General features: G+C 62.3%; 17 protein-coding genes. 7 read left to right on the forward strand and 10 right to left on the reverse strand.

Features of this window, described 5'->3' with window-relative positions:
• The first annotated feature begins 207 nt into the window (after window positions 1–207).
• The 5 genes from A4C63_RS11115 to fabB all read left to right on the forward strand — a co-directional run bounded on the left by A4C63_RS11115 (window position 208) and on the right by fabB (window position 7128).
• Window positions 208–2355, forward strand: a complete 2148-nt coding sequence (locus A4C63_RS11115) for a TonB-dependent siderophore receptor (protein WP_172827512.1) — start codon at window positions 208–210, stop codon at window positions 2353–2355.
• On the forward strand, window positions 2355–3245 hold the full coding sequence (locus tag A4C63_RS11120; RefSeq protein WP_063912707.1) for an ABC transporter substrate-binding protein: 891 nt from the start codon (window positions 2355–2357) through the stop codon (window positions 3243–3245). The genes A4C63_RS11115 and A4C63_RS11120 overlap by 1 nt, the downstream gene beginning before the upstream one ends.
• Window positions 3242–5173, forward strand: coding sequence for an ATP-binding protein (locus A4C63_RS11125; RefSeq protein ID WP_063912708.1), 1932 nt, complete (start codon window positions 3242–3244; stop codon window positions 5171–5173). The genes A4C63_RS11120 and A4C63_RS11125 overlap by 4 nt, the downstream gene beginning before the upstream one ends.
• A 207-nt stretch (window positions 5174–5380) precedes the next feature.
• A complete protein-coding gene (gene fabA, locus A4C63_RS11130; protein WP_003251509.1) occupies window positions 5381–5896 on the forward strand; it encodes a 3-hydroxyacyl-[acyl-carrier-protein] dehydratase FabA in 516 nt (171 codons plus the stop codon).
• Window positions 5897–5907: 11 nt separating this feature from the next.
• The gene (gene fabB / locus A4C63_RS11135; RefSeq protein ID WP_013973429.1) at window positions 5908–7128 is read left to right on the forward strand and encodes a beta-ketoacyl-ACP synthase I; all 1221 of its coding nucleotides are present in this window, start codon (window positions 5908–5910) and stop codon (window positions 7126–7128) included.
• Between the two features lie 176 nt (window positions 7129–7304).
• Here the strand turns inward: fabB and A4C63_RS11140 are convergent, their stop codons facing one another.
• Entirely contained in the window at window positions 7305–8303 is a 999-nt protein-coding gene (locus tag A4C63_RS11140) for an amidohydrolase family protein (RefSeq protein WP_063912709.1), read from the reverse strand.
• A gap of 117 nt (window positions 8304–8420) precedes the next feature.
• Here A4C63_RS11140 and A4C63_RS11145 point away from each other — a divergent pair, with 117 nt between their 5' ends.
• Window positions 8421–9284, forward strand: coding sequence for a pirin family protein (locus tag A4C63_RS11145; protein ID WP_063912710.1), 864 nt, complete (start codon window positions 8421–8423; stop codon window positions 9282–9284).
• 119 nt (window positions 9285–9403) lie between these two features.
• Here A4C63_RS11145 and A4C63_RS11150 read toward each other — a convergent pair whose 3' ends face one another.
• From A4C63_RS11150 to A4C63_RS11165, 4 genes are all read right to left on the reverse strand, one after another.
• On the reverse strand, window positions 9404–10129 hold the full coding sequence (locus A4C63_RS11150) for a dienelactone hydrolase family protein (RefSeq protein ID WP_063912711.1): 726 nt from the start codon (window positions 10127–10129) through the stop codon (window positions 9404–9406).
• A gap of 78 nt (window positions 10130–10207) precedes the next feature.
• Window positions 10208–12112, reverse strand: a complete 1905-nt coding sequence (gene htpG / locus A4C63_RS11155) for a molecular chaperone HtpG (RefSeq protein ID WP_025339964.1) — start codon at window positions 12110–12112, stop codon at window positions 10208–10210.
• Between the two features lie 70 nt (window positions 12113–12182).
• A complete protein-coding gene (locus A4C63_RS11160; protein WP_063912712.1) occupies window positions 12183–12665 on the reverse strand; it encodes a PaaI family thioesterase in 483 nt (160 codons plus the stop codon).
• Window positions 12662–13138, reverse strand: coding sequence for a PaaI family thioesterase (locus tag A4C63_RS11165; RefSeq protein WP_063912713.1), 477 nt, complete (start codon window positions 13136–13138; stop codon window positions 12662–12664). The genes A4C63_RS11160 and A4C63_RS11165 overlap by 4 nt, the downstream gene beginning before the upstream one ends.
• A gap of 153 nt (window positions 13139–13291) precedes the next feature.
• Here A4C63_RS11165 and A4C63_RS11170 point away from each other — a divergent pair, with 153 nt between their 5' ends.
• Complete coding sequence (locus A4C63_RS11170) at window positions 13292–13603, forward strand: hypothetical protein (protein ID WP_063912714.1); 312 nt, start codon at window positions 13292–13294, stop codon at window positions 13601–13603.
• 68 nt (window positions 13604–13671) lie between these two features.
• On the opposite strand, the gene A4C63_RS11175 is transcribed toward A4C63_RS11170, so the two are convergent.
• From A4C63_RS11175 to lpdA, 5 genes are all read right to left on the reverse strand, one after another.
• Window positions 13672–14421: a DUF599 domain-containing protein gene (locus tag A4C63_RS11175; protein ID WP_063912715.1), complete on the reverse strand. Its 750-nt coding sequence runs from the start codon at window positions 14419–14421 to the stop codon at window positions 13672–13674.
• A 311-nt stretch (window positions 14422–14732) separates the two neighbouring features.
• A complete protein-coding gene (gene brnQ, locus A4C63_RS11180) occupies window positions 14733–16046 on the reverse strand; it encodes a branched-chain amino acid transport system II carrier protein (RefSeq protein ID WP_015271095.1) in 1314 nt (437 codons plus the stop codon).
• 387 nt (window positions 16047–16433) lie between these two features.
• Window positions 16434–17318 (reverse strand): succinate--CoA ligase subunit alpha, encoded by an 885-nt coding sequence (gene sucD / locus A4C63_RS11185; RefSeq protein ID WP_004376004.1) that lies wholly within the window; start codon window positions 17316–17318, stop codon window positions 16434–16436.
• Complete coding sequence (gene sucC / locus A4C63_RS11190) at window positions 17318–18484, reverse strand: ADP-forming succinate--CoA ligase subunit beta (protein ID WP_003254205.1); 1167 nt, start codon at window positions 18482–18484, stop codon at window positions 17318–17320. Before sucC ends, sucD begins: the two co-directional genes overlap by 1 nt.
• Before the next feature lie 172 nt (window positions 18485–18656).
• Window positions 18657–20093, reverse strand: a complete 1437-nt coding sequence (gene lpdA / locus A4C63_RS11195; protein WP_013973439.1) for a dihydrolipoyl dehydrogenase — start codon at window positions 20091–20093, stop codon at window positions 18657–18659.
• Between the last annotated feature and the right edge of the window lie 91 nt (window positions 20094–20184).

A 20184-nucleotide genomic window follows, 5' to 3' on the forward strand; every position in this document is an offset into this window, starting at 1 on the left:
AGCCAAAAGTTAAGTGGCGACCCAGCCATTATACGGCTCGCCTGCTACAGAACCAGTGTCAGTACTGGCCTCTTCGCGGGTAAACCCGCTCCCACAGGTACAACGAAGCCTTCAGTAGCGGTGCGGTCCTTGTGGGAGCGGGTTTACCCGCGAAAGGGCCATCACGGGTACTGCAGATCACTGGCAAATACGCCACGGTCAGTTACCATGCCTGTTTCAATCCTGATACAAGGCCGCTTTGTGTTCCCTGGCACGCCCCCGTACCCGCGCCTGCTCATACTGACCGCCCTGCTCGGTGGCCCGGCCATGGCCGATGATCTGTTCATCGACAACACGGACCTGCCGCAGGTTCTGACCGCCACGCGCCTGAAACAGTCCCCGGCCGCAGTGCCAGGCAGCATGACCGTGCTCGACAGCGAGCTGATTCGCGCCAGCGGTGCCCGTGACATCCCCGAACTGCTGCGCCTGGTGCCGGGCATGATGGTGGGTTACAACGCCGGCAACCAACCCACGGTCAACTACCATGGCAGCAACGTCAACGACGCCCGGCGCATGCAGGTGCTGATCGATGGCCGCTCGGTATACCGCGCCGGCCTGGCCACGGTGGACTGGAGCGACATCCCCCTGGCCATGGAGGACATCGAGCGCATCGAGGTGTTCCGCGGCCCCAACACCGTCAGCTACGGCGCCAACGCGCTGATGGCGGTGGTCAACATCCTTACCCGCAACCCCGCCGACAGCCATGGCACGCGGCTGAAGATGACTCGCGGCCAGGATGGCATCAACGACTTCTACGCCAGCCACGGCTTCGGCTGGGAGGGCGGCGACATGCGCCTGTCGCTGTCCGGCCAGCAGGACGATGGCTTCGACGAAAACCAGTTCGGCCAGGACTACCGTGACAGCCGCCGGCTGACGCGCTTCACCCTCAATGCCAGCCACAACCTGACGCACGACCAGACACTGGAATGGCAACTGGCGGCGAAGGAAGGCAGTAACCAGCGGCCGTATACCTATCAGCCGGTGTTCGCCAGATACGAAGCCGGTAACAATGCTGACGTCAATGCCAAGGACTACGCCGGCTCGTTGCGCTGGACAAAGGACTTCAGTTCCGAGCACAGCCTCTATATCCAGGGCTCGGCCCAGCATTTCGACCGCCAGCAGGTGTGGCGTGCCTGTGACGCCTTGCAGTCGTTCAGCCCGGAATTGACCCAGCTCTGGCAAATGAACCCTGACTTCGCCGAAAAGGTGGCGCGCGGCATTGCTACCGGCGCCCCCCTTTCAACCAACGATCCCGTCATGAGCGGGCTTCTGGAGAAGGTCCAGCAGCAATGGGCAAACGGTGGCAAGCAGCAAGTTTGCGGCGACGTCGACCAGAGCACCCGCGAAACCCGCTACGACCTGGAAATCCAGGACACCCTGAGCCTGACCGACAGCCTGCGCCTGCTCAGCGGCATGAACTACCGCTATGATCGAGCCGACTCGCAGACCTACTTCAACGGCAGCATCGACGACCAGACCTGGCGCCTGTTCGGCCAGCTGGAGTGGCGCGCCGACGAGCACTGGATCCTGCAGGGCGGCGCCATGTTCGAGGACTCGCGCCTGTCCGGCAGCTCGCTGACCCCGCGGGTGGCGGTCAACTACCTGATCACCCCGCGCCATGGCCTGCGAGCGGTGTATTCCGAGGCGGTACGCTCGCCCGACATGTTCGAGAACAACATCAACTGGAGCTACACGGTCAAGAACCTGACCCCCAACGCATTCGGCCTGCAAAACGGCGAGTACTTCGTCAAGACCCGCGGCCCGGGCGACCTCGACCAGGAACGCATGCGCTCGCGCGAACTGGGCTACAACGGCTACTTCAGCGACATCGACCTGAACATGGATGTGAAGCTGTTCTATGACGAGATCACCGGAATGATCAGCGAGCCCCTGAAGAACAACCAGTACATCGCCAGCAACGCCAACAAGGCCCGCTTCAGCGGCAGCGAGGCGCAACTGGACTGGCGCCCGACCCTGCGCGACCGCCTGCGCCTGACCTACGCCTATGTCGATGCCTGGGCCAGCAACCCCAACGACCGCCGCCTCAGCGCCCGCAACAGCGGCTCGGCCGGGTGGATGCGCGAATGGGGCGACGGCTGGTCCAGCGCACTGTTCTATTACGGCGACGATGCGCTCAACCAGTACCGCTACGAGCGCCTGGACCTGCGCCTGGCCAAGCGTTTCCGGGTGCATGGCAGCAACCTGGAACTGGCGGCGCTGTGGCAACAGCGCCTGGACGATGAGCCGACCACGGCAATCCAGAACCGCTTCGACAGCCGCCACCGCCTGAGCGTCAGCGCGGAGCTGGAGTTCTGATGGCCCTGCTGCTGCGCCTGTTGCTGCTGTGTCTGTGGCCATTGGGGCCGCTGTCCGCCAGCGAAATCGTGTTGGTAGGCGCGGAAGACCAGCCCGGCATTCGCAGTTTCGTCGCTGCGCTGGAAAGCCGCCGGCCCCAGGATCATGTGCATTTCCAGACCACCACCGACCTGCCACGCCCGGGCAAGCTCAGGACTGACCTGCGCCTGATCCTGCTGGACAACGCCGCACTGGAATGGCGCCTTGGGGAAACCGCCGGCCCGCCGGCCCTGGCCATGCGGGTCAGCCGGGTACAGGCTGAACAACGCCTGGGAAAGTCGCGTCCCGCGTTCCTCACCCTGCTGTGGAGCGACCCGCCGCTGGGCCGGCAGCTGCGCCTGGCGCGCTACCTGCTGCCACAGGCCCAGCGCATTGGTGTGCTGTACGGTGAGCACAGTAGTTTTCTGCTCGAAGAGTTGCGCCATGCCGCCCACCAGCTGGGCCTGGAGATCATTGCCCAGGACTGGCCCGACCCGCGCGACAGCCGTCCTCTGCAACATTTGCTGGCCAACAGTGACGTGCTGCTGGGCCTGGACGACACCAACCTGTACAACTCCAAGACCGCGAAGAACGTGCTGTTGAGCAGCTATGGCCGACAGATGGCGCTGATCGGCCCGAACGCCGGGTTCGTCCGCGCCGGCGCCCTGGCCAGCACCTTCAGCGACCAGGACGACTGGCTGGCGGTGCTCGACCAGTTGCTCGACCAGCCACCGGCACGCTGGCCGCGTAGCCTGTACCCGGCACGCTTCGGCGTCAGTGGCAACCAGCAGGTGGCACGTGCCCTGGGCCTTGAACCGATCGATCCGAACGCCGCCGCCAAGGCCCTGGCCGAAGGAGAACCCACCCCATGAGCAAGCGCCTGAGCTGGGACATCCACACCCGCACCCAGATCATCAGCCTCGGCCCTGCCCTGCTGCTGACCTTGCTGCTGATCAGCTTCTTCACCTTCGTACGTATCCAGGACCTGCGCCAGGAACTGAACCACACCGGGCAACTGATCGCCAACCAGCTGGCGCCAGCCTCGGAGTACGGGGTGATCTCGGGCAACAACGAAGTGCTCGAGGGCCTGATGCGTGCCACGCTCAGCATCCCCCACGTGCGCTTCCTCGAGGTGCAGGACAGTCGCAACCACATCCTGGTGTACGTCGAGCAGTCCGACGAAAGCGCCAACCGCGCGCAACGTGTCGAAGTGTTCCAGGCGCCCATCCGCCTGCAGCAAATCCGCCTGGACAGCGACTTCCTGCAACAGGGCAAGGCCACCACCCCGGCCATCGGCGACGACTACCTGGGCCGGGTGATCGTCGGCATGTCCGATGACGCCTTCAGCCAGCGACAGCAGGAAATCGTGATCAAGGCCGGCATCCTCGCGCTGTTCGCCCTGCTGTTCACCTTCTTGCTGGCGCGGCGCCTGGCCCTGAGCCTGGCCAAGCCGATCAGCGACATGGGCCATGCGGTCAAGGCCATCCAGCAAGGCGAGTACAACACCCTGTTGCCGGTGGTCGATGACAGCGAGCTGGGCCACCTGGCGCGCCACATCAATAACCTGGCCCACGCCCTGGAGCAGGCCAGCGATGAACAGAAGCAGGCCATTGCCGAGCTGATCCAGGCCCGCGAAGAGGCCGAACAGGCCAACCGCGCCAAATCGGACTTCCTGGCGATGATGAGCCACGAGCTGCGCACACCGATGAATGGCGTGCTGGGCATGCTGCAGTTGCTGGAAACCACGCCGCTGAGCAACGAACAGGCCGAGTACACCGCGGTAGCCAGCGAGTCCACCGGGCACCTGCTCAAGGTCATCAACGACATCCTCGACTTCTCGCGCATCGAGCGCGCCGCGCTGCAACTGGAACACATCGACTTCAACCTGGGTGAGCTGATCACCAGCAGCGTCCAGTCGTTCCAGCACAGCGCCCAGCAGCGCGGCCTTGCCCTGCACCTGCAACTGCCGGCCGGTATCGAGCAATTGCAGGTGAATGGCGACCCCACGCGCATCCGCCAGATACTGCTGAACCTGGTCGGCAACGCGCTGAAATTCACCGAACGCGGCCAGGTACAGGTCGAGGCGCGCTGGCAGGTGCTCGACCGGCAACTGATCTGGCTGACCTGCAGCGTGCGCGACACCGGCATCGGCATCGACAACGACCGCCTGGAAATGATGTTCGTCGCCTTCCAGCAGGCAGACAGCTCGATTTCCCGCCGCTATGGCGGCACCGGGCTGGGGCTGTCGATCGCCCGCACCTTGGCCGAACGCATGGGTGGCAAGCTGCGCGGCGAAAGCCGTGAGGGTCTGGGCTCCACGTTTACCCTGGAGATGCCTTTGGCCCTGGCCAGCCCTGCCCCGGTCTCGCTGACGCTGCCAAGCGCTGTGCCACCGGCGATGGCCGACAACGATCAGGTGCTGCTGGTAGAGGACAATCCGGTCAACCAAAGTGTCATCGAGGCCATGCTGCGTAGCCTGGGGCTGGCGGTGTGCACCGCCGAGGACGGCCTGGAGGCTGTCGAACGGGTCGGCCGGCAGCGTTTTGCCGCCGTGCTGATGGACTGCCGCCTGCCGCACCTGGACGGCTATGAAGCCACCCGGCGTATCCGCCAACTGCCCAACGGCGCCGGGCTACCGATCATCGCCCTGACCGCCAACGCCTTGCAGGGCGACCGCGAGCGTTGCATGGCCGCCGGCATGGACGATTACCTGAGCAAACCCTTGCGCCGCACCGAGCTGCAGCGGGTACTGCAGCGCTGGCTACCCGGTCAGACAACCGCGACTGGCGATAAATGCTAAAGTGCGGCAGTCTTAAACACTGGACAGGACCTTCATCGGCCCTGAAAATAGACGTTTCAGTGCACACCTGTACTTCTTTCACCAGGCGCACTGTGACTTTCACCACAACGCAATAGTCTACCTGTAGGCTGCCGCCCCGGACGCGATGCGTTTCGGGCCGGTCGGGAAGATTCATCCCCTGCCGCAGGGGGTTATTGAGGAGCTCGCATGACCAAACAACACGCCTTTACTCGGGAAGACCTGCTGCGCTGCAGTCGCGGTGAGCTGTTCGGCCCAGGTAATGCGCAACTGCCCGCGCCGAACATGCTGATGGTCGATCGCATCACCCATATCAGCGAAGAAGGCGGCAAGTACGGCAAAGGTGAATTGGTCGCCGAGCTGGATATCAATCCGGACCTGTGGTTCTTCGCCTGTCACTTCGAAGGCGACCCGGTAATGCCGGGCTGCCTGGGCCTCGACGCCATGTGGCAGCTGGTAGGCTTCTTCCTCGGCTGGCAGGGCCTGCCAGGCCGCGGTCGCGCCCTGGGGTCGGGCGAGGTGAAGTTCTTCGGCCAGGTACTGCCCGAAGCCAAGAAAGTCACTTACAACATTCACATCAAGCGCGTCCTGAAGGGCAAGCTGAACATGGCCATCGCCGATGGTTCGGTCAGCGTCGACGGCCGCGAGATCTACACTGCCGAAGGCCTGCGGGTCGGCGTGTTCACCTCCACTGACAATTTCTAAGGGTTATTCGCATGCGCCGCGTCGTTATCACTGGTCTGGGCATCGTATCGTGCCTGGGCAATGACAAAGCTACCGTCACCGAAAACCTGCGCAACAGCCGTCCGGGTATCCGTTACAACCCGGAATACAAGGAAATGGGGCTGCGTAGCCAGGTTTCCGGGTCCATCGACCTCAACCTCGAAGAACTGATCGACCGCAAGGTCTACCGCTTCGTCGGCCACGCTGCCGCCTACGCCTACCTGGCGATGCAGGACGCGATCAAGGACGCCGGCCTGACCGAAGAGCAGGTTTCCAACCCGCGTACCGGCCTGGTGGCGGGCTCCGGCGGCGCCTCGACCCTGAACCAGATGGAAGCGCTGGACACCCTGCGCGAGAAAGGCGTCAAGCGCGTCGGCCCGTACCGCGTTACCCGCACCATGGGCAGCACCGTTTCGGCGTGCCTGGCCACCCCGTTCAAGATCAAGGGCATCAACTACTCGATCTCGTCGGCCTGCGCCACTTCGGCACACTGCATCGGCACCGCCCTGGAGCAGATCCAGTGGGGCAAGCAGGACATCGTCTTCGCCGGTGGCGGTGAAGAAGAGCACTGGAGCCAGTCGTTCCTGTTCGATGCCATGGGCGCCCTGTCGACCAAGCGCAACGAAACCCCGGAACAGGCCTCGCGCGCCTACGACGCCGACCGTGATGGCTTCGTCATCGCTGGTGGCGGCGGCATGGTGGTGGTCGAGGAGCTGGAACACGCCCTGGCCCGTGGTGCCAAGATCTATGCCGAAATCGTCGGCTACGGTGCCACTTCCGACGGCTACGACATGGTTGCCCCGAGCGGCGAAGGTGCCATCCGCTGCATGCAGCAGGCGCTGTCGACCGTCGACACCCCGATCGACTACCTGAACACCCACGGCACCTCGACCCCGGTCGGTGACGTTGCCGAGATCAAGGGCGTTCGCGCCGTGTTCGGCGACAAGGCACCGAAGATCAGCTCGACCAAGAGCCTGTCGGGCCACTCGCTGGGCGCTGCTGGCGTACACGAGGCGATCTACTGCCTGCTGATGATGGAAAACAACTTCATCGCCGGCTCCGCCAACATCGACGAGCTGGACCCGGAGGTCGCCGACCTGCCGATCCTGCGCAAGACCGAAGAAAACGCCAAGATCGACACGGTCATGAGCAACAGCTTCGGCTTCGGCGGCACCAACGCCACCCTGGTGCTCAAGCGCTGGGAAGGCAAGTAAGACGCTGCTGCGGTAGACGAAAACGCCCCGACTGGTTCGGGGCGTTTTCATTTGTATCGCCTGTGCCGGCCCTTTCGCGGGTAAACCCGCTCCCACAGGGAGCGCGCTGCTCTTGAAACTGGCGCTGTACCTGTGGGAGCGGGTTTACCCGCGAAAGGGCCGGCACAGGCGAAATACTATTGCTTAGGCAACACAGCCAGAAAATTCTCCCTGGCCACTTTGTTGGCAACTTGTTCCGGCAATGCATCCAGAAACGGCCTGAACCCGTACATCTGCTCCCCAAGGCTGTCAAACCGCCCCACCACATCCGAACCCAGCATGAAACGCTCCGGATATTTCTCGACCAGTGCCAGCCACTCCTTGCGCGGCACCCCCTGGTCATCCAGCAGATAAGGCTCCAGCACACTCCACGACAAATCGACATACAGGTTCGGGTAGTCCTCCAGCAACCGCGTCAGCACCGGCAGCAGAAAGTCCATCTGCGTCTGGTGCCGGTGAATCTCCATGCTGCTGCCAGCGTGCGCCCAGATGAACCGCGTGTGTGGGTGATTGCGCAGCGGCTCTTCGATCTCCGCCAGGTACAAGGGGTTGCGCTCGCGCTTGGAGGTGATGTTGGAATGCAGCAGCACCGGCAAGTCGCGCTCGGCTGCCAGGTGGTAGATACGCGTCATGGCTTCATTGTTGGCGCGAGGCGTGTCACCGCTGGTCAGTGCCGTCAGGTCATCGTGGCGGGTAAACACCTCGCCAATGCCCTGCCACAGCCCCGGGTACAGTTCGAGCATGCGCTCGATATGGCTTGCAGCGTTCTTGTCCACCGGGTTGAAGCCGGCCAGGAATGGATGAAAGCGCCGGCGCTGCTCGTCAGGCAACTTCTGCAGCGCCGCGGCCACGTAGGTGTCTGTGGCGCTGTACCAGTAGGCCTCGGCATCATCCCCAGCGTAATAGCGCGGGCGCTTGGGCTCGTCCTCGTGCCATTTCTTGGCCACCGGGATGCCGGAGATCATCGACTGCTCGATGCCCGCAGCATCCATGGCCTTGATCAACGCCGGCATGCCCTCGCTTTCCTGGAAAAAGTCGACATAGTGCAGGTGGGCATCACTGTAGCGGTAGTCGCGTGCCTGGGCCTGGCACATACAACCGGACAACAGCAGGCAGGCCAGCGCTCTGGCAAACATCGGCAGCTTCCTTCTTCGAGTACGAAAAGAGTAGACCGGCAGGCCAACGAGACGGTTCAGCCACAACAGGCAAACCGTTATGCTTGAAGCACTTCCACCTCGTCTGGAGCCGCACCCATGAGCAGCCCCCTGGTCATCCGCCCACGCGCCGAATCGGTCGAGGGCCAGCCGATCCTGCGCCCGCTGCCATCGGCCCAGTGCCGCAGCGTCGGCCCGTTCGTGTTTTTCGACCATATGCTCGAAACCGACTATGCCCCGGGGCATGGCATGGACATCCGCCAGCATCCGCATATCGGCCTGTCGACCCTGACCTACCTGTTCGAAGGGGCAATCCTGCACAAGGACAGCCTTGGCTCGAACCAGCGGGTGCTACCAGGTGATGTCAGCTGGATGACGGCTGGCAGCGGCGTGGCCCACGTTGAACGCACGCCTGAAGATGCCCTGGCCCATGGTTCACGCCTGCACGGGTTGCAGGTATGGCTGGCGTCGCCGCGCGCACATGAGCAAGACGCACCCAGCTACAGCCATCACCCGGCGGCGAGCCTGCCGGTCAGTGACAGCCTGGGGGTGCGCATCTGCATGATTGCCGGTAACGGGTTTTGCCTGGAATCGCCGGTGTCGGTGCTCTCCCCTACCCTTTACGCGCATGTGCGGATGCAGCCGGCAACTACCTTGCTGGTGCCGAATGAGCATGCGCAGCGGGCGCTGTATCTGCTCGATGGTGAGCTGATAATGAATGATGAAGACGTGGAGCCGTGCAGCCTGGTGGTGCTACCGGAGGGTGAAGAGGTGACGCTGTACGCGGAAAGTGAGTGCCAGTTGGTGCTGATTGGTGGCGCGCCGCTGGATGGGCCGCGGCGGATGAACTGGAATTTCGTGGCCAGTGACCCGGAGTTGATCGAGCGGGCCAGGGCGCGATGGGCAGCTGGGGATTGGCCAGTGGTGCCCGGGGAGACCTCCAGAATCGAGTTGCCACGGTAATTGGGGCCGCTTTGCGGCCCTTCGCGGGTTTGCCCGCTCCCACTGGGACGGCGTTGCATTTACGGGCATGTGGGAGCGGGCGAGCCCGCGAAGGGCTGCGCAGCAGCCCCAATGCGCCATCAGCGCTGGAACACCTCGGTCAGCAGGTTATGCATCGAGCGGAACGCCCGCTCCGAGGTACGCCGGTCATACTGCATCTTGCCCGGCACGTTGGCGCTCGGGTCGGTAAACGAGTGCACCGCGCCGCCATAGCTCAGCAATTGCCAGTCAACCTTGGCCGCATTCATCTCCTCCTCGAACGCCGGCAACTGCTCCTTCGGCACCAGCGGATCGGAAGCGCCATGCAGCACCAGCACCGAGCCCTTGATGCGCTTGGCATCCTCAGGGTTCGGCGTGTCCAGCGTGCCATGGAACGACACTGCCGCACGCAGATCGGCACCGCTACGGGCCAACTCCAGGGCGCAGCAGCCACCAAAGCAGAAACCAAACGTGCCCACCTTGCCCGGCTCCAGCAGCGCCTTCGACTGCCCCAACAGTTGCGCCAGGGCTTCCTGCATACGCTTGCGCAGTTCGCCCCGGTCGTTCTTCAATGGCATCATCGCCGCGCCAGCCTCGTCGGCATTGGACGGGCGCACCGATTGCCCATACAGGTCGGCAATCAGCACCACATAACCCTTCTCGGCCACTTCCTTGGCAATGCGCTCTGCCCCTTCACCAATACCCATCCAGTTCGGCGCCATCACCAGACCTGGGCGGCCCAGCGCCCCTGGCTCATGGACCAGACGGCTTTCATAGGTCTTGCCGGACAGGTGATAAACCAGCGATTCGACGATTACTTTGCTCATCAAGCACTCCTTTGGCACTCGTCATGAAAAAGGCAGTCATGAAAAAGCCCGCCGAAGCGGGCTTTCCTATCCATCAACTCAAGCAGACAGCTCGACCAGTAGCTTGTTCAGGCGACGAACGTAAGCCGCCGGGTCCTTCAGGCTGTCACCGGCCGCCAGGGCCGCCTGATCGAACAGGATGTGCGACAGCTCGGCGAAGCGGTCTTCGCTCTGCTCGTTGTCCAGCTTCTCGATCAGCGGGTGGGTCGGGTTGAACTCGAAGATCGGCTTGGACTCCGGCACCTTCTGCCCGCTGGCTTCGAGGATCTGGCGCATCTGCAGGCCCAGGTCCTGCTCACCGATGGCCAGGATCGCCGGCGAGTCGGTCAGGCGGTGCGACACGCGCACTTCGGCCACGCTGTCACCCAGCGCGCCTTTCAGGCGCTCGACCAGGCCTTCCTTGTCTTTGGCGACTTCTTCCTGGGCCTTCTTGTCCTCTTCCGAATCCAGCTTGCCCAGGTCCAGGTCGCCACGGGCGACGTCGACGAAGGCCTTGCCGTCAAACTCGTTGAGGTAGCTCATCAGCCACTCGTCGATACGGTCGGTCAGCAGCAGCACTTCGATGCCTTTCTTGCGGAAGACTTCCAGGTGCGGGCTGTTCTTGACCTGCGCGTACGACTCGCCGGTGAGGTAGTAGATCTTGTCCTGACCTTCCTTGGCGCGAGCCAGGTAGTCGGCCAGCGCGACGCTCTGCTCGCCGCTGTCGTCCTGGGTGGAGGCGAAGCGCAGCAGGCCGGCGATCTTTTCCTTGTTGGCGAAGTCCTCGGCCGGGCCTTCCTTCAGCACCTGGCCGAAGTTCTTCCAGAAGCCCTTGTACTGCTCGGGCTCGTTCTTCGCCAGTTTCTCCAGCATGTCCAGCACGCGCTTGGTCAGCGCGGTCTTCATCGAATCGATGATCGGGTCTTTCTGCAGGATTTCACGCGAGACGTTCAGCGACAGGTCGTTGGAATCGACCACACCCTTGATGAAGCGCAGGTACAGGGGCAGGAACGACTCGGCCTGGTCCATGATGAACACGCGCTGCACGTAAAGCTTCAGGCCACGTGGCGCTTCGCGCTGGTACAGGTCGAACGGCGCGCGGGCCGGCACGTACAGCAGCGAGTTGTATTCGAGCTTGCCTTCGACCTTGTTGTGGCTCCAGGCCAGCGGGTTTTCGAAATCATGGCCGATGTGCTTGTAGAACTCCTGGTACTCCTCGTCCTTGATCTCGGTACGCGGACGGGTCCACAAGGCGCTGGCACGGTTGACGGTTTCCCACTCTTCGGCCGGCTGTTCTTCGCCTTCGGCGGCTGCTTGCTCTTTCGGCAGCTGGATCGGCATGGCGATGTGGTCGGAATACTTCTTGACCACGTTGCGCAGGCGCCAGCCATCGGCGAACTCCTGTTCGTCCTTCTTCAGGTGCAGGACGATGCGGGTACCGCGCTGTGGCTTGTCGATGGTGGCGACTTCGAACTCGCCCTCACCTTTCGACGACCAGTGCACGCCTTCAGCGGCCGGCTGGCCAGCGCGGCGGCTGTAGACATCGACCTTGTCGGCCACGATGAACGCGGAGTAGAAGCCCACGCCGAACTGACCGATCAGGTGCGAGTCCTTCTTCTGGTCACCGGTGAGGTTCTTCATGAAGTCGGCAGTGCCGGACTTGGCGATGGTGCCCAGGTGGGCAATGACGTCTTCGCGGCTCATGCCGATGCCGTTGTCCTCGAGGGTCACGGTACCGGCGTCCTTGTCGAAGCTCAGGCGAATCTTCAGGTCGGCGTCACCTTCGAACAGTTCTGGCTTGGCCAGCGCCTCGAAACGCAGCTTGTCGGCGGCGTCGGAGGCGTTGGAGATCAATTCACGCAGGAAGATCTCCTTGTTCGAATACAGGGAATGGATCATGAGGTGCAGCAGCTGCTTTACCTCGGTCTGGAAGCCCAGCGTTTCTTTTTGAGTCTCCACACTCATGGTCTTCAAAACTCCGATCTGATGGCAGTTGACGCCTGGCGGCCGGACTGGCCTGCATTAGCGGCGGATGTCATGCAGATGGGGGCTGCCCGGATGATTTCAAGGGCTTTTCCGGTTCGATCTTGAAATGTGCGCGAGCCGTGGCGATCGGTGACTGCCTGTCACCCTGCCAGGCGGTGATGGCCACATTGGTCACCCGCCGCCCCTGGCGCCATAGCTGGCACTGGGCGTAGGTATCGCGAAAGTGCCCGGCGCGCAGGTAGTCGATGGAGAAGTCGATGATCTTCGGAATGCTCGCGCTCTCGCTGTAGATCAGCAGGTAAAGCGCTGCCGACAGCTCCATGAAGCCCGCGATCACCCCGCCGTGGATGGCCGGCAGCAGCGGGTTGCCTATGTTGTCCTGGCTGGCTGGCAGTCGGAACAGCAGGTCATCGCCTTCGCGCTCGCATTCGATGCCGATCAGGCCGGCGTAAGGGATCAGCGCCAGTAATGGCCGATAGTCGCCCACCGCGTGGGCGGCGTTGAGCTGTTGGCGAACCGCGCGTGGGATCATGCCCCACCCTCCTTCAGGCTGTTGCCGAAGCGGATGCCACCCTTGATCTCCTGGCCCAGGCGCATGAACGTGCCCACCACCTGGCAGATCGGCTGGGCGGGGTCGTCCTGATAGGCCGTGCCACGGGTGAAGATGACATCGCGAGTGACCCGGTAGCACTGGGCATGACCATAGATGTCCTTGCCGGGCTCGGCCGGGTGCATGTAGTCGATGCGCAGGTCCAGTGTCGGGCATACCTCGAAGCGCGGCAGCACGCACAGCGTGGCCATGCCGCAGGTTGTGTCCATCAGCGTGGTCAGCGCGCCGCCATGCACGGCGCCGGTCTGCGGGTTGCCGACGATGGCCGGCGACCAGGGCAGGACCAGGGTCATGCCATCGGCATTGGTTTGCGCCACGCGCATTTGCAACAACTGACAATGTTTCAGGGCCGAGAGAAAACGCTCGGCCATGGCCATCAAGGTTGATTCGCTCATAGGCTGTTTCCACGCGCACTGCCGCAGCGCATAAAATCGTTAAAAAGTCCATATAGAACGGGGCGTTATATATGTGTAATCTTCGCGGAACTTATTCCGCGTAGTTGCACTCGAAGGAACAAGTCACTTATTCCACCAAGGAGAAACACCCCCATGCGTAAACCTTTTGCTTTTGCTCTGATGCTGGCCGCAGCCATGGGCCTGGCCGCTTGCGATAAAGCGAGCGAAGACAAAGCCCAGGACGCACAGCAACACGCCGAACAAGCCCAGGAAAAAGCGGGCGAAGCTCAGGATAAGATGAACGAGGCTGCCAAGGAAAACGCCGAAGCCGCCAAAGATCAGGCCGAAGCTGAGCAGAAGGCCGCCGAAGAAGCCGCTCCGGCTACTCCGGCTCCAGAAGCCGCGCCAGCCGCCCCGGCAACAGAAGCTGCCCCAGCTGCACCGGCCGAACCTGCCAAGCAGTAATCGGCTAAAACAAGAAAACCCGACAATTGTCGGGTTTTTTTGTGCCTGAAACTTATGGATTAAACGTTTCAGGTGCCCGGTGCGGTGGTTTCCTTGGCAGGTTCGATCGAGACACTTTCAGTCGGTGTGAACACCATCACATCCAGCACATCCGAATGGAACTCGCGGCGATACAGAATCAGCACTACCCCGACACTCATGACCATGAACAACCAAGGGCTGATGAACCAGCTCAACATGGCCATGCCGAAGTAATAGGAACGCAGGCCCAAGTTGAACTGGTTGGCGGCAAGTGACAGCACCCGCGCCGCCCGCGAGGCGAATGCCTTACGCTCCAGTTCATTGACCAGCCGTTCGCCGATCATCGGCGCCGAGCCCACCAGTACTGCGGCGAAGTTGTATTGGCGCATGCACCAGCTGAAGGTGAAAAAGGCGTAGACGAACACCATGGCCAGGCACAGCAGCTTGATCTCCGACATGCCCTGGGAGGTCTGCTGCACCAGCGGCAGGTCGGCCAGCAGCGACAGGGCCCGGTCGGAGGCCCCGAGCACGGTGAGGATGCCTGCGAGGATGATCAGGGTGCTGGAGGCGAAGAACGAGGCGTTGCGCTCGAGGTTGCCGATCACGCTGGCATCGGCGATGCGGTTGTCGCGCAGCAGCATGCGGCGCATCCAGTCTTCGCGGTACAGGTGCAGCACGCTGGCCAGGCACGCGGTGTCGCGGCCCTTCCAGATGGCATAGCGGGTGTAACCGCCCCAGCACAGGGCGAACCAGGCGATGGCCAACAGGTTGTTGAAGTTGCTTTGGATGAAGTTCATGCAGGGTTCCCGAGAGGGCCAGATACCTGAAGGATAGGGACCGGATTTCGACGCTGGCAAGCGGCAAAAGGCACACATCCATCCTGATATTTGCACTGCCCATCCCGGCCTCTTCGCGGGCACGCCCGCTCCCACAGGTACAGCGCCAATTCTGAGGTTTGCACTTAACCTGTGGGAGCGGGCATGCCCGCGAAGAGGCCGGTACAGGCAAAGAAAAAGCCCCGTATCCTCTCGGATACGGGGCTTTGAAGTTTCCACCCTTGGCGAGCACCCTTCGGCTTGTGGCCGGTGCCGCCCTCAGGCTTCGACTATCAGGCCAGCGCCTCGCGCGGCTTGCCGAGCATGCGGTCGCAGGCCACGGCGCCAACCAGGGTCACCACCGAAGGCACCAACCAGGCCAGGCCCTGGTCGCTCAGCGGCAGGTGTGCCATGAAGTCCGGCAGCACGTGGGCAATGCTGCTGCCCTTGATCGCATCGACCATGCCGAACAGCAGCGACACCAGCATCACTGGCGCCAGGATGCGGGTTGGCGAGTTCCACAGGTCCTTCACGAAGCTCAGCCCGACCACCACGATGCACGGCGGGTAGATCGCGGTGAGCACCGGGATCGAGAACATGATCAGCTTGGTCAGGCCGAGGTTGGAGATCAGCAGCGAGAAGCCCGCCAGGATCACCACCAGTGCGCGGTACGACAGCGGCAGGATCTGGCTGAAGTACTCGGCGCAGGCGCAGGTCAGGCCAACTGCGGTCACCAGGCAGGCCAGCGCGATCAGCACGGCGAGGAAGCCGCTGCCCAACGAGCCGAAGGTGTGCTGCACGTAGGCATGCAGTACCGCCGCACCGTTGGTGGCGTCAGCCGCGATTTCGTGGCTGGTGGCGCCCAGGCGGAACAGGCTGATGTACACCAGGGCCAGGCCGACACCGGCGATCAGGCCGGCAATGATGGCATAGCGGGTGATCAGCTTCGGCGACTCGACACCGCGCGAGCGGATGGCGTTGACGATGACGATACCGAACACCAGGGCCCCCAGGGTGTCCATGGTCAGGTAACCATCGGAGAAGCCCTTGGAGAACGCCGCGGCAGCATAGGCCGGCTGCGCTTCACCAATGGTGCCGGCAGGCAGCGCGAAGGCGGCGATGCCCAGCACCGCCAGGGCGATGATCTTCAACGGCGCCAGGAAGCGGCCCACGGTGTCGAGCAGCTTGCCCGGGTACATGGACACGGCCAGTACCACGAGGAAGTACACCAGGCTGTAGATGAACAGCGCCAGCGGGCTTTCGCCGGTCAGCGGTGCAACACCCACTTCGAACGATACCGTCGCGGTGCGCGGGGTGGCGAACAGCGGGCCGACCGACAGGTAGCACACGGCCGCCAGCAGGCCACCGAAGAACTTGCCGATCGGGCTGCTCAAGGCATCCATGCCGCCGCCGACCTTGGCCAGGGCGACCACGGTGATGACCGGCAGGCCCACGGCAGTGACCAGGAAGCCCAGGGCGGCCATCCACACGTGCGGACCGGACTGCAAGCCGACGATAGGCGGGAAGATGATGTTGCCCGCGCCTACGAAAAGCGCAAACGTCATAAAGCCAAGTGCCAGAATGTCCTGGCCTTTTAAAACTTTCATTTAAGGTAGTACCACACTGCTGAAATCGGGATTCGAGAAGGGATTTCCCCATGGGTTGGGGGAAATGCTGCCCGGCTTGATAAGCCAGACCCGTTTAGCGTGTCGTTCCCTTTTGGGGGACGGGCACAGAGTGAGCGCGTAGGGTAACTGTTTTGTCACTTAAACGCACTGGCACAGTGCTGCTTGTCCGATGTGCGTATCTGTTTGTCGTCTGTGCAACCGGGACAGGGGGATTATCCTCGCATTGAAACTTTCGTCTGCGTGAAAACCCCTATCAAACCCATCGAAAAATCCTTGCTGACTGTACTGGCCTCTTCGCGGGTAAACCCCGGAAACGACAAAGGCCACCCGAAGGTGGCCTCTGTGCGCGTGGGGGGTGTAGCAGTATTACTTCTTGACTTCCCAGCCAGTCAGCTCGGCCAGGGCCTTGCCGATGTCAGCCAGGGAACGCACGGTCTTCACACCAGCGTCCTGCAGGGCGGCGAACTTCTCGTCCGCAGTGCCCTTGCCGCCGGAGATGATGGCGCCAGCGTGGCCCATGCGCTTGCCCGCAGGTGCGGTAACACCAGCGATGTAGGAAACGACAGGCTTGGTGACGTTGGCCTTGATGTAGGCCGCGGCTTCTTCTTCAGCCGAACCGCCGATCTCACCGATCATGACGATCGCTTCGGTCTTCGGGTCTTCCTGGAACAGCTTCAGGATGTCGATGAAGTTGGAGCCCGGGATCGGGTCACCGCCGATGCCGACGCAGGTCGACTGGCCGAAGCCGGCGTCGGTAGTCTGCTTCACAGCTTCGTAGGTCAGGGTGCCGGAACGCGAAACGATACCGACTTTGCCTGGCAGGTGGATATGGCCTGGCATGATGCCGATCTTGCACTCGCCCGGGGTGATGACACCTGGGCAGTTAGGGCCGATCAGGGTCACGCCCAGCTCGTCGCACTTGACCTTGGCATCCAGCATGTCCAGGGTAGGAATGCCTTCGGTGATGCACACGATCAGCTTGATGCCGCCGAAGGCAGCTTCCAGGATCGAGTCCTTGCAGAAAGGAGCCGGAACGTAGATGACCGAAGCGTCAGCGCCGGTAGCTTCTACAGCTTCTTTCACAGTGTTGAACACTGGCAGGCCCAGGTGGGTGGTGCCACCCTTGCCTGGGGTTACACCGCCGACCATCTTGGTGCCGTAGGCGATGGCCTGTTCGGAGTGGAAAGTACCCTGCGAGCCGGTGAAGCCCTGGCAGATGACTTTGGTGTCTTTATTGATCAGGACGCTCATTACTTGCCCTCCGCAGCTTTGACAACTTGTTGAGCAGCGTCGGTCAGGCTGGTTGCCGCAATGATGTTCAAACCGCTTTCTGCCAGTACTTTAGCGCCCAGTTCGGCGTTGTTGCCTTCAAGGCGAACGACGACCGGAACTTTGACGCCGACTTCTTTCACTGCACCGATGATGCCTTCGGCAATCATGTCGCAGCGAACGATGCCGCCGAAGATGTTGACCAGTACGGCCGCGACATTGCTGTCGGACAGAATGATCTTGAACGCTTCGGTAACGCGCTCTTTGGTAGCACCACCGCCAACGTCGAGGAAGTTGGCCGGCTTGCCGCCGTGCAGGTTGACGATGTCCATGGTACCCATGGCCAGGCCGGCACCGTTGACCATGCAGCCGATGTTGCCTTCGAGGGCAACGTAGTTCAGTTCGAACTTGGCAGCGTGGGCTTCACGGGCGTCGTCCTGCGACGGGTCGTGGAAGGTTTTCAGCTTCGGCTGACGGTACATGGCGTTGGCGTCGATGTTGATCTTGGCATCGAGGCAGTGCAGGTCGCCGTCGGCCTTGATCACCAGCGGGTTCACTTCCAGCAGGGCCAGATCGTGATCCTTGAACAGCTTGGCCAGACCCACGAAGATCTTGGCGAACTGTTGAACTTGCTTGCCTTCCAGGCCCAGCTGGAATGCCAGCTCGCGACCCTGGAACGGCTGAGCGCCGACCAGCGGGTCGATGGTGGCCTTGAGGATCTTCTCAGGCGTTTCGTGAGCGACTTTCTCGATGTCCACGCCACCTTCGGTGGAGGCCATGAACACGATACGGCGGCTCGAACGATCGACTACAGCGCCCAGGTACAGCTCTTTGGCGATGTCAGTGCAGGATTCGACCAGAATCTTGGAGACGGGTTGACCGTTGGCATCGGTCTGGTAGGTAACCAGATTCTTGCCCAACCACTGTGCAGCGAACGCCTTGGCGTCTTCTTTGCTGCGAACCAGCTTGACGCCGCCCGCTTTACCGCGACCACCCGCGTGAACCTGGGCTTTTACCACCCACTCGTTCCCGCCGATCTTGTCGCAGGCTTCTGCAGCTTGCTCAGGGGTATCGACAGCGAAACCCTTGGAAACTGGCAGGCCGTACTCAGCGAACAGCTGCTTACCCTGATACTCGTGAAGATTCATGCTTTTTACCGTCTTCGTTAGGTACTGCGCTTCGGCGCTGCGCCATCACTGGCGCCGCACCACCTGTGACCGTTGACCCCGGGTTTTCCCGTGTGATCCGGTCCGGCGGACTTTCCGCGGTGAGTCATGCACGCAAGACTCACGACGGGCAGCCCGCCGTGGTTTCTTATAATTAACGCTTCTTACGGTTGGCCACGTGAATGGCGCCGCCATTCACTGCCAGCGCTGCTTCATGCAACGCTTCGGACAGGGTCGGATGGCTGAAGACCATCATGCCCAGATCCTCGGCACTGGTGCCGAATTCCATTGCGATTGCGCCCTGCTGCACCAGTTCGGCAGCCGATGGGCCAATCACGTGTACACCCAGGACGCGGTCGGTCTTGGCATCGGCGATGACCTTGACGAAACCACCGGTGTCGTTGGCAGCCATCGCACGGCCGCTGGCCGCGAACGGGAAGGTGCCCACGTTAACCTCAACGCCCTCGGCCTTCAAGGCCTGTTCGGTCTTGCCGACCCACGCGATTTCCGGGTGGGTGTAGATGACCGACGGGATCAGGTCGTAGTTCATCTGGGCCTTGTGGCCCTTGATGCGCTCGACCACCATGATGCCCTCTTCCGAAGCCTTGTGGGCCAGCATCATGCCGCGCACCACGTCACCGATGGCGTAGACGCCCGGCACGCTGGTAGCGCAGTAGTCGTCGACGAAGATGTAGCCACGCTCGTCGATGGTCACGCCGCTGTCGGCAGCCAGCAGGTCAGTGGTCACCGGGCGACGGCCGACCGCGACGATCAGCTTGTCGAAGGTGATCTTCTGCTCGCCGTTGGCGTCGGTGTAGGTCACTTCGACTTCGTTGCCGTTGACTTTCGAGCCGGTAACGCGCGCGCCCAGCTTGATGTCCAGGCCTTGTTTGGTCAGGGTCTTCTGGGCTTCTTTCGACACTGCGGTGTCGGCAGCCATCAGGAAGGTGTCCAGGGCTTCCAGAACGGTGACTTCAGCACCCAGGCGAGCCCATACCGAGCCCAGCTCCAGGCCGATCACGCCAGCACCGATAACACCCAGGCGCTTCGGCACGGCCTGGAATTCCAGGGCGCCGGTGGAGTCGACGATGACGTTCTGGTCGACCGGAGCCGGCGGAATGTCGATCGGGCGCGAGCCGGAAGCCAGAATCACGTTCTCGGCTTCGATGACTTCGGTGGTGCCGTCAGCCTTGGTGACTTCGACTTTCTTGCCAGCCAGCAGCTTGCCGTGGCCCTGGATCGAAGTAACGCCGTTGGCCTTGAACAGGGTGGCAACGCCACCGGTCAGGTTCTTGACGATGCCAGCCTTGCGGCCAACCATCGCGGCGACGTCCATCTTCACTTCGCCAGTGGAGATACCGTGGACGTTGAAGCTCTCTTTGGCTTCCTTGTACTTCCAGGAGCTGTCCAGCAGCGCCTTGGAAGGAATGCAACCTACGTTCAGGCAGGTGCCGCCCAGGGCCAGTTTGCCCTCGGCGTCGGTGTACTTCTCGATACAGGCAGTCTTCAGACCAAGTTGTGCGGCCTTGATGGCAGCCACATAGCCGCCAGGACCTGCACCAATCACCACTACGTCGAATTTCTGGGTCATAAAAGATTCCTTATCAGCTACAAGCTACAAGCCGCGGACCGCGCGGCATGGCTTCCTGCGAAGCCAGGGCCGGCACGGTACGCAGCCAGAG

The sequence above is a fragment of the Pseudomonas sp. p21 genome, from assembly GCF_001642705.1.
GTDB lineage: Bacteria > Pseudomonadota > Gammaproteobacteria > Pseudomonadales > Pseudomonadaceae > Aquipseudomonas.

What these genes read in the sequence shown, in the direction of transcription:
- A4C63_RS11165 (WP_063912713.1), bottom strand. Translation starts at nt 13,138, where the DNA reads ATGAGCGAATCAACCTTGATGGCCATGGCCGAGCGTTTTCTCTCGGCC.
- sucD (WP_004376004.1), bottom strand. Translation starts at nt 17,318, where the DNA reads ATGAGCGTCCTGATCAATAAAGACACCAAAGTCATCTGCCAGGGCTTC.
- A4C63_RS11140 (WP_063912709.1), bottom strand. Translation starts at nt 8,303, where the DNA reads ATGTTTGCCAGAGCGCTGGCCTGCCTGCTGTTGTCCGGTTGTATGTGC.
- brnQ (WP_015271095.1), bottom strand. Translation starts at nt 16,046, where the DNA reads ATGAAAGTTTTAAAAGGCCAGGACATTCTGGCACTTGGCTTTATGACG.
- A4C63_RS11150 (WP_063912711.1), bottom strand. Translation starts at nt 10,129, where the DNA reads ATGAGCAAAGTAATCGTCGAATCGCTGGTTTATCACCTGTCCGGCAAG.
- fabA (WP_003251509.1), top strand. Translation starts at nt 5,381, where the DNA reads ATGACCAAACAACACGCCTTTACTCGGGAAGACCTGCTGCGCTGCAGT.
- A4C63_RS11145 (WP_063912710.1), top strand. Translation starts at nt 8,421, where the DNA reads ATGAGCAGCCCCCTGGTCATCCGCCCACGCGCCGAATCGGTCGAGGGC.
- htpG (WP_025339964.1), bottom strand. Translation starts at nt 12,112, where the DNA reads ATGAGTGTGGAGACTCAAAAAGAAACGCTGGGCTTCCAGACCGAGGTA.
- sucC (WP_003254205.1), bottom strand. Translation starts at nt 18,484, where the DNA reads ATGAATCTTCACGAGTATCAGGGTAAGCAGCTGTTCGCTGAGTACGGC.
- A4C63_RS11170 (WP_063912714.1), top strand. Translation starts at nt 13,292, where the DNA reads ATGCGTAAACCTTTTGCTTTTGCTCTGATGCTGGCCGCAGCCATGGGC.
- A4C63_RS11125 (WP_063912708.1), top strand. Translation starts at nt 3,242, where the DNA reads ATGAGCAAGCGCCTGAGCTGGGACATCCACACCCGCACCCAGATCATC.
- lpdA (WP_013973439.1), bottom strand. Translation starts at nt 20,093, where the DNA reads ATGACCCAGAAATTCGACGTAGTGGTGATTGGTGCAGGTCCTGGCGGC.
- A4C63_RS11115 (WP_172827512.1), top strand. Translation starts at nt 208, where the DNA reads ATGCCTGTTTCAATCCTGATACAAGGCCGCTTTGTGTTCCCTGGCACG.
- A4C63_RS11120 (WP_063912707.1), top strand. Translation starts at nt 2,355, where the DNA reads ATGGCCCTGCTGCTGCGCCTGTTGCTGCTGTGTCTGTGGCCATTGGGG.
- A4C63_RS11160 (WP_063912712.1), bottom strand. Translation starts at nt 12,665, where the DNA reads ATGATCCCACGCGCGGTTCGCCAACAGCTCAACGCCGCCCACGCGGTG.
- A4C63_RS11175 (WP_063912715.1), bottom strand. Translation starts at nt 14,421, where the DNA reads ATGAACTTCATCCAAAGCAACTTCAACAACCTGTTGGCCATCGCCTGG.
- fabB (WP_013973429.1), top strand. Translation starts at nt 5,908, where the DNA reads ATGCGCCGCGTCGTTATCACTGGTCTGGGCATCGTATCGTGCCTGGGC.